Raw genomic sequence first — 8,495 nt, 5'->3', positions numbered from 1 at the left:
GGCGCAGAGCGACAGCCTACCTCTGACTGCCGCCAATCTTTGCAACAGAGCCCGCAGACACGCCGTTGACCAGCACGTATACCCTTGGCGTCTCATCGGATGCATCATTGACTCATTGGATGCAACCGCGGAACGAGGTGTCGGATGCACGTCGACGGTGTGGGTCGGGTCTCGGTGGTGCCCTCGCTGCCGGTCCTTCGGCCCGAGGAGCAGGTGCTCCAGCTCATGCTGGACGGCTGGCGCAACCAGCAGCTCTCCAGGAACCTGCAGTTCGCGACGATCGAGCAGCGGCTGCGCTGTGTGCGCCGGTTCGTTGAGCACATGAACGAGGATCCGTGGAACTGGACGCCGGCGATGGTCGAGGAGTTCTCGGCCGACCTGCGCACCGTCCGACACGTCTCTCGCTCCACGCTGCGCAGCTACCACTCTGCGCTTCGGGCGTTCACGAGCTACGTCAGCAACCCCGACTACGGATGGGACCGGGTCTGCGAGCAGTACTTCGGCACCCACCCGGCGCAGGTCTTCTTCGACTGGAACTCCGCACCGCACGTCCAGGAGTACGACGGCGGACCCACGAAGCGTCCCTACACGCGGTCCGAGCTCGATCGACTCTTCGTCTACGCCGACGATGAGGTCGAACGCATGGGGCGGTCGGGACGCAAGGGCTGGCAGGCGGCCTATCGCGATGCGGTCATGATGAAGATCGCCTACGCCTACGGCCTCCGCTTCAACGAGTTGCGACACCTGCAGCTCGTCGACTTCGCCCGCAACCCGCATGCGCGCGAGTTCGGCCGGTTCGGCGTCTGCAAGGTCCGCTACGGCAAGTCAAAGCGCTCCTCGCCCTACAAACCCCGCAGCGTGCTCACCGTCTGGCGATGGACGCCTCCGATCCTCGAGGACTGGCTCGCCAACGGTCGCGGTGAGCCCGACACACTCGACCTGTTCCCCAGCGAACGCGGCGGCCTGGTCGGAGAACCGGCGCTGCTGCGCCGGCTACGCCGCTACTGCGACGAGCTCGGACTTTCGGACGGGCTCGATCTGCACTCGTTCCGACGCTCCTACGCTACGCATCTGTTGGAGGCTGGCTGGGACCCACGGTTCGTCCAGGACCAGATGGGGCACGAGTACGCCTCGACGACCGGCATCTACCAGTTCGTCGGCGACGAGTTCCGGCGCAGCACGCTCCGCAGCGCTCTCGACAGGACCGTCAACGAGGCCCTGGCCCGCACCACGAAGGATGGAACACCATGAAACGCAAGGTCGACTACCAGTGGCGCCTGGCCGAGCTGATGGCGGCCAGAGGTCTGCACAACACGACCGATCTCATCCCGCTGCTCGGCGAACGGGACATCACGCTCTCCCGACCGCAGGTCTACCGCCTCGTCAATCAGCGGCCGGAGCGCGTCTCGCTCCAAGTTATCGCCGCACTCTGCGACATCTTCGAGTGCACACCAGCCGATCTGGTCACGACAACCGCCGCGGACGTCCGGCGCCGGAAGACCGCGACCGAGCCCGGCTCCAACGTCGTCAGCCTCGACCGATCAGTTCGACCCCGGCGCGCGAACATTCTCGACGAGTAGGGATGGCTGCCGTGGCGAGTCGAGGACCAGCAGGCCTGTCCCCCCGCTCCACCATCCAGGGTCGTCCACGCATCACCTCGACGACCGGGAACCCGTGCGCACGCTGCGGCCGCAAGATCCCGCGGGTCGCCGTCACATGGCCGGAGGGCCGGCTCTGCAACATCTGCTACTACAACGCCGTCCACACCCGAGGCGTCTGCCCGGAGTGCCTCCAAGACCGCCTGCTACCAGGACCCGCAAGCGCCGGCGGCGGTCCGATCTGCGCGACCTGCGCGGAGATCCCCCACGACTTCCATTGCGACAGCTGCGACACCGAAGCCGGGCATCACCGAGGGCGGCTCTGCGCCCGATGTGCGCTTCGCGCCGACCTCCACCAGGTCCTCGGCGGCGAGCCGGAACACCCCGCTCTGCGCGGTCTGGTCGACGCGCTATGCGCATCCGAGCGACCCGAGTCGATCCTCGTCTGGAAGCGATCCCCCAAGGTCCAGACGCTCCTGCGTGGCCTTGGCGACGGCACGATCCCGATCTCCCACGAAGGCCTCGACGCCGTTCCCGGCAAGCCGACCGAACACATCCGAGCACTCCTGCAACATCACGGCCTACTCCCCTACCGCGATGCCTACCTGCACCGATTCGAGGAGTGGATCGCCGTCAAGTTAGAAGGGCTCCCCGCCGAGGTCCGTCAGCCCGTCCAGCACTTCGCGACCTGGCACCACCTACGCAACATCCGCGCCAAATCCGAAGCAGGCGCCAACACGCGCGGCCCGGTGCACTCAGCGAAGCAAGAGATCACCGAGACAGTCAAGTTCCTGACCTGGCTGCACCAGACACACCACCGCACCGCCGCGACCTGCACCCAGCAAGACGCCGACGAGTGGCTGGCAGGCGGACCGACCACTCGCACCATGATCAGGAACTTCTTCCAGCTCGCCAAGAAGTCCCGCTTGAACACCGGTGTCACGGTCGCGCATCGCACTCCCCGATCGAGCCCGTCCCTGAGCCAGGAGCAGAGACTTGCCTGGATCCGCGAATTGCTCACCGGGACCAGCGAGTCACTCCCCTACCGCGTCGCCGGCATGCTCCTGCTCCTCTACGCGCAACCACTGGTCAAAGTCGTCACTCTGACGACCGAGGCCATCGCCGAGAGCCCTCACGGCATGAGAATCCAGCTCGGCCGCCATCCAGTGGACGTGCCTGAGCCGTTCGCCAACATGATCCGCCAGCACCGCGATGCTCGGCCCAACCTCCGGACAGCGGCAGGGACGGACAGCCCCTGGATGTTCCCAAGCATCCTCGCCGGACGACACCTCCACCCCAACACCGTGATGGACAGACTGCGAGCCCTCGGCGTGAACCTCCTCGGCGCCCGCAACAGCGCCCTCGGCGAGCTCGTCCTCCAATGCCCACCGTCGCTAGTCGCCGACGCACTCGGCTACAGCCACCACGTCGCCTTCCTCCACGCCGAAAAGTCCGCAGAACCGTGGGCCCGATATGCGGCCCGCCACGCGGGCGACCAGCGATAGCCGGCGACCACCACGATCTGCCCAGCCATGCTCGCGTTCAGTTACACCAGGATGGTCTGGCCGTCGGCCTGCTGGATGTCCAGCAACAGATGCCCGCGCCCGCGGCTCGTCCTCACCACGGAACCGAACCCAGGGCACGACATGCGCCCGGGCATGCCGCCGCGGTCAGCGCGCTCCGGTGGCACGAAGTGGTGGCCACCGGAGCGCACTGGGTCAGTGTCTGCTGTCCTCGATAGGTGTCAGCATGACAAGTACGGCTGCGGCGGCGCAGGAAGATGCGGGTGCGGACGCTGGCGTTCCACAGACGCTGCATGAGATTCATGATGGCCTCACTTTTCACACGGGAGCACTTCGATGTGGCTGGTCCTGTGTGGTGAGTGCCCCGAGGCTTCTTGGGGCGGTCTGCTCCGCCCGACGTCAGGCTTCGCGCGTGGTCTGTCCTGCCATTTCGCAGTCTACGCTGCTCGGTTGGAGTGCGGAAGAGCGGTGGAGTTCCGCTTGCGGATTGGAGTGGAGAAGCGTCAGAAGGAGGAGCCCAGCGCAGCCTTTTGCTCATGGGAGGTTTCGTGCCAGGTGTCGGCGATGAACTGCGCGACTGCAACAGTCGAGTTGAACACGAGGCGTGCATGTCGTGGAGTCGCGGGGCTCTCGTTGACGGAGCCATGCCCGTCGCCGATTGAGTTGCGTGCCTCCGCGACGGACTGCACGAGAGTGGAGAGGGCGCGCATCGCTTTGCGGAGGGCGTCGCTGCCGCGCTTGCTGCCGTCTACCGCGTCGGCATTGATCGCGAGTGCCGATGCGGTGCTTGCGAAAAGAGCCGGGAGCTCGTCTCGTTCGGAGAACTCGATATCCAGATCCGTGAGCACGATCTTGCACTGGCTCTCGAGGAGGTTCTTGCAGGAGGAGATCGCCGCAGCGGGATCTGAGCTGAGGTCGCGGTTGATTAGATCGAGGTGACGGCGCAGCACAGAGTTCTCGGTGAGGTCGGGCGTCTTGGCGAGCGTTAGCTCGGTTGGGGCGTAATACGCGGAAATCTGACGCCAGCCATAGATGATGCGATCTCCGAAACGGTCTGTCTCGATGAGCTCATACCCATCTCGGCGGAGGGTGTCATTGTAGGCAGCGACCATCGCGGCAGCGGCGTCTGGATCGTCGCGGACAATGGGATGGACTGTCTCGGCTAAGAAGTTGAGGAACGTCTCGTCGCTGCCGTTACGAAGCTGGAAACGGTCGTCGTTGAAGACCCAGTCATCCTCCCAGTCCCAGTTGTTCACCATGTGCTGGTAGATGTCGCCGCTGGCAGTGCGGTACCTGTGGTCTCTGCTCGGCAGCTCCTCCAAGTCGTAGAGCCGGGCGAGGAACTGCGGATGCTGCAGCCGCCCCGACCAGTCGTACTCGGAAAGCGAGAGCCAATCGAACACGTTTGAGCGCGTCTGGCGAGAGATCCGCGCGCGGTTCGTTGGCGTCATGCACTAAGAATATCGGCCGCATACATCAGGAAATCGACCGCCTCTGACTCCGTCTGGACCGCACTTCCTCCGGGGAGTGCTCGGTCTGCTGAAGGCTCACGAGCACGCCCTGGGCGCGTTCGTAGTCGACGCGCTGAGCATCGTCGCCGGGCACCGCTCCGAGTGGGCTGCTCGAGGTGACGCCCCACCGGTCGCGGTACGCAATGACCGCCCGTGCCGCAGCCTCACCCTCTGCGGGAGCGGTCTCGTCGAGTCCCGTCAACCAGGGCTCTGGCTGCTTGAGGAGCTTCTCGACCAGGGCATCGATGCGCTGCTCCATGAGCTGCTCCCGCTCGTCGAGGGCTTGCCTCATCGCGGGATCGGTGATCCCGGTCGCGCGCGGGACCAGGCCGGCGATCATCCTGGCGGTCCGCTGCGGAGCAGGCTGGTAGGCCGCCGTGATGCGCTGGAGCCTGTAACGCAGCAGCGACCCGAGATCCTGCACCTCGTCCAGTCCTCCAACCTGGATGATGCGCGGGAGAAGACTGTCGATGTCGTGCCCGTCGGCTTCGAGCCTGCGCAGCTCGGTGGTGAGGATCCCGAAGGCGTCTGTCTCGACGAGCTCGTCGATCGTCTCCGCCGTGAGGCCTCCGGCGTGCAGGAGGGCGATCCAGCGTTCCTGTCCGGCGACTTGTGCGATGGTGTCGTACTCGGCCGCGAGTTGCTCGAGTGAGCCCCAGAAGTCCTGCTCCACGGTGATCGTGTCGTGTGCGGAGAGCTCTGCGCCAGGGTGCTGCAGGATCCCGTAGAGGATGCTCCGGGCGGTGTTCTGCAGGTCCTCACGGTGCTGATGCTCCTCGAGGTGATGCTCGTCGGTGGCGACGTAGACGCGGTTGGATTCGCGGCCGCGGGTCATCGCGACGTAGAGGGATTCTCGGGTCACTTCCGGTGAGTGGACGACCGCGTGTGCGGTGTCGACGGTGGCCCCTTGGGCACGGTGCGCGGTGACGGCGTAGCCGAGGTCGACGTGCTCGGCGACGTAGCTCACGGGCAGCGTGATCGTGGTGCGCCGCTTCGATCCTGCCCGCCGCACGGTGAGGGATCCGTCGTCGTTCGCATGGGCGACGTGCCAGCGGTCGCCGTTTTTCACCCAGCTTCGCCCGAGCGAGAGGCGCCGATTGTTCTCGCGGGTGATGATGAGATCTCCGCGGGAAACTTCGTTGCCGTCATGGAGTTTGACGCCGTCCACAGCGACGTCGCCCTGGAGGATTCGGTCGGTGCGGGCGCGGGTGTTGAGCGCAGAGACCGTGTCGAGGGTTTCCGCGATCAGCACCGTGCTCTTTCCCGCTGCGAGGTCTGTGCGCCAGGCTTGGTAGGCGGCTTCGAGAATCTCGTCATATCCGCCCGGCGTGACGCGCTGGTGCGCAATGTAGGTATCGATGACGTCGGTGTCGCCGATCCGCAACTGCAGGGACGCCTGCTTCTCCCAGTCGTTTCGGAAGCGACGCACATCGACCAGTTCCGGGGCGTCGCCGCGGTCACGCACGAGCATCCCGAACGCGCCGCCCGCGTCCACCGCTGCGAGTTGCGCCCAATCGCCCACGAGCAGCACTTTCGCGCCGACCTGCTGGGCGTGACTGGTGATGGCATCGAGCGCGAACGTGCCACCCAAGGAGGCTTCGTCGATGATGACGAGCTGTCCGCGCGTGAGGTTCCATTTCCCGAGGCGATGCTCATGCAGCCACTTCGCCGTGTTCTCCGTCCCGATCTCCAGATCCCCGGCGAGGACGTCGGCGGCAGCGGCCGAGGGCGCGAGCCCGGTCACCGAGCCTGGCCCGTAGCGTCGCTCCCAGGCTCGGCGCAGGGCACGCATCGTTGTGGTCTTCCCAGTCCCTGCGGGGCCGACGAGTACGTCGAGGACGCGGCCGGAGACGCCGATCTTCGCGATCGCCTGCTCCTGGTCCACCGACAGGGTGTGCCCGTCGCGGTTCTTCGTTCTGGCAGCGTCCTCGATCCATGCCAGCGGTACGGTCGGCGCCGACCGATCATTCGACGCGCCAAGGAGTCGGTCTTCTGCCGCGAGCACCTGCTCGGAGGAGAACACCGTTCCGGCTTTGGGTCGGAACACGCTCGACCCGTCCGCGCGACGAAACAGCGAGGGGCTCTTCGCGAGCTCGGGCGGAGTGAGGCGCAGCGAGACCCGTTCTGCGGCATCGACGATCTGCTGGGTGATGACGTCCCGGTCGTTCGCGGACGCGAAGCGGAGAGCCATCGTCTGTCGCACGGCCTCCGCGTGGAGGTTCCACCGTTTCCACGTCGCTCGCCGGTCACCGACCTGCTGCACCACGACCTCGGCGACCTCCTCGAGATCCTCCAACGGGATATCGTCTGCCCGCAGCAACGGTTCGTGCTCACTACCGGCGAGCAGTGCCGACGCCCAGGTTGGCGCGTCCTCACCCAGCAACGCGGTCGCGCGTTCTCGCCACTGGGAGGTGAGATCGCTGAGAGAGTGCTGCTGCTTCGGGGGCCGAGTCTCGAGCGTGGCCTGCTGCCGGAACTGCCACACCAGCTTCGGGGACGGCTGCCTCCCGTGCTTCGAGACGTAGTCGTCGACCAGCCGGTCTTTGACCTGCTCGATATCGCGAGTACGGGAAGAGAACTCGTCCATCAGCTCCTGCGGCACGCCAACGATCTCCCACGCCGTGGAGCGCCCCGCACCGCGCTCACGGGCTTCCCACCCGACGCCGAGGATCTGAGTGAGATGGTCCGAGAGGACCGCGTTGTAATGCTCCGATAGGCCGGTGACGGCGGCGTGGATAGCGCGAGAATCGAGCGTGCGCCACTTCCCGTCATGAGCTGCTTGCACGCGGTTGGCGACGACAATGTGCGTGTGGAGTTGTGGATCCGCGGCCCGAGAATCGTAATGATCGTAGGCAGTCGCAATCACACCCCGCACGTCGACTTGCGCGACGGCGCCACGCGCCCCTTTCGCGCCGACCCTGGTCATCGCGACGTCGCGCTCGAGTAGGGCGATCATGTCTCGGATCGCTGCGTGGTGAGCTTGGGCAATGAGTGCTTGCGTGCCGCCGTCGGCAACTGCCCAGAGGGTCGAGACGGACTTCGGGACCGAGAACGTGAGATCGAACCCTGCGACCGGCGCATTCGTTGGCTTCTGTGCTTCCTCCGCCTCGATCAGCGCTTGCTGCGCGGTACGCTCACCTGCGGTAAGGGACTTCGGGAGCTGATCGAGGCGGCGCTGCGTCCGCTCGCCCGCGGTGGCAAACTTTCGGTACGGACGCCCCAGTTGCTCGCCGCTGTTCGGATCCTGCCCGTGCCCCATGAGGCGCCGTAACTGCTCCTCGCTCACCGAGGCACCGACGGCGATCTCTCCGGCGAGTCCTGGGAGGCCGGCCCCGAGCCAGATGCCGGGAGGCGTTCCTGCTTCAAGGTAGTACCTTGTCAGCGCTGACGACGCATCGCGATCCCCGTCGCCAGCGACAACTGCGTTCAGCAGGTACCGGTACCCGTCCCCAGCGGTCATGACCCTGATCGAGATCGTCACACTGGGCAGGTGCGCCGCAGATCTTGGGATCTACCCTCGGAAGGCGGAGAGCGCGATGTTTGCGTCAATGCAGGGAGATAGCGAAGAGCGCGCTTCAACGGAGATGCTCGAATGGGTCCACGACGGATTGGACTCCGTGGTCGCGGCAGACGTAGACGATTCACACGCCGTACCCGTCGGCGCCGCTCGGCTCGGGGTCGCATTCTGCGCGGCAGACGTTACAGAGCCGGTGCTCGTTGCTCCCCCAGACCGTGACCTCGATATCGTCGGGGATCTCCATTCCGTCGAACTCCATATGCGGAGGTTAGCTGTCGCGGATTGAGTCGTGTCAAGATGCGGCACCGATGCTAAACCGCCGTTACCTATGGTCATCGCGCCGGTC

General features: G+C 65.7%; 6 protein-coding genes. 4 read left to right on the top strand and 2 right to left on the bottom strand.

Annotated elements, in window-relative coordinates; all coding sequences use genetic code 11:
• Positions 1-144: 144 nt before the first annotated feature.
• From Q0O95_RS12055 to Q0O95_RS12045, 3 genes are read left to right on the top strand one after another with little or no spacing between them, the layout of a single operon-like run.
• Positions 145-1,251, top strand: coding sequence for a site-specific integrase (locus Q0O95_RS12055; RefSeq protein ID WP_064846256.1), 1,107 nt, complete (start codon positions 145-147; stop codon positions 1,249-1,251).
• A complete protein-coding gene (locus Q0O95_RS12050; protein WP_064846257.1) occupies positions 1,248-1,580 on the top strand; it encodes a helix-turn-helix transcriptional regulator in 333 nt (110 codons plus the stop codon). The genes Q0O95_RS12055 and Q0O95_RS12050 overlap by 4 nt, the downstream gene beginning before the upstream one ends.
• Positions 1,581-1,591: 11 nt before the next feature.
• On the top strand, positions 1,592-3,103 hold the full coding sequence (locus Q0O95_RS12045; RefSeq protein WP_197493114.1) for a recombinase XerD: 1,512 nt from the start codon (positions 1,592-1,594) through the stop codon (positions 3,101-3,103).
• Between the two features lie 521 nt (positions 3,104-3,624).
• Here Q0O95_RS12045 and Q0O95_RS12040 read toward each other — a convergent pair.
• Positions 3,625-4,572 carry an abortive infection family protein gene (locus Q0O95_RS12040; RefSeq protein ID WP_081473272.1) on the bottom strand — a complete coding sequence of 316 codons (948 nt, stop codon included), beginning with the start codon at positions 4,570-4,572 and terminating at the stop codon, positions 3,625-3,627.
• Positions 4,573-4,597: 25 nt separating this feature from the next.
• On the bottom strand, positions 4,598-8,113 hold the full coding sequence (gene mobF, locus Q0O95_RS12035) for a MobF family relaxase (RefSeq protein ID WP_040504913.1): 3,516 nt from the start codon (positions 8,111-8,113) through the stop codon (positions 4,598-4,600).
• A gap of 55 nt (positions 8,114-8,168) precedes the next feature.
• Between mobF and Q0O95_RS12030 the strand changes: the two genes are divergently transcribed.
• Positions 8,169-8,435: a hypothetical protein gene (locus Q0O95_RS12030; protein ID WP_141751971.1), complete on the top strand. Its 267-nt coding sequence runs from the start codon at positions 8,169-8,171 to the stop codon at positions 8,433-8,435.
• Positions 8,436-8,495: the final 60 nt, after the last annotated feature.

Source organism: uncultured Agrococcus sp., from assembly GCF_945915485.1.
Taxonomy (GTDB): Bacteria; Actinomycetota; Actinomycetes; order Actinomycetales; family Microbacteriaceae; genus Agrococcus.
Note: the sequence above shows the minus strand (reverse complement) of the source record. Positions and strands in the feature narration are given on the sequence as shown.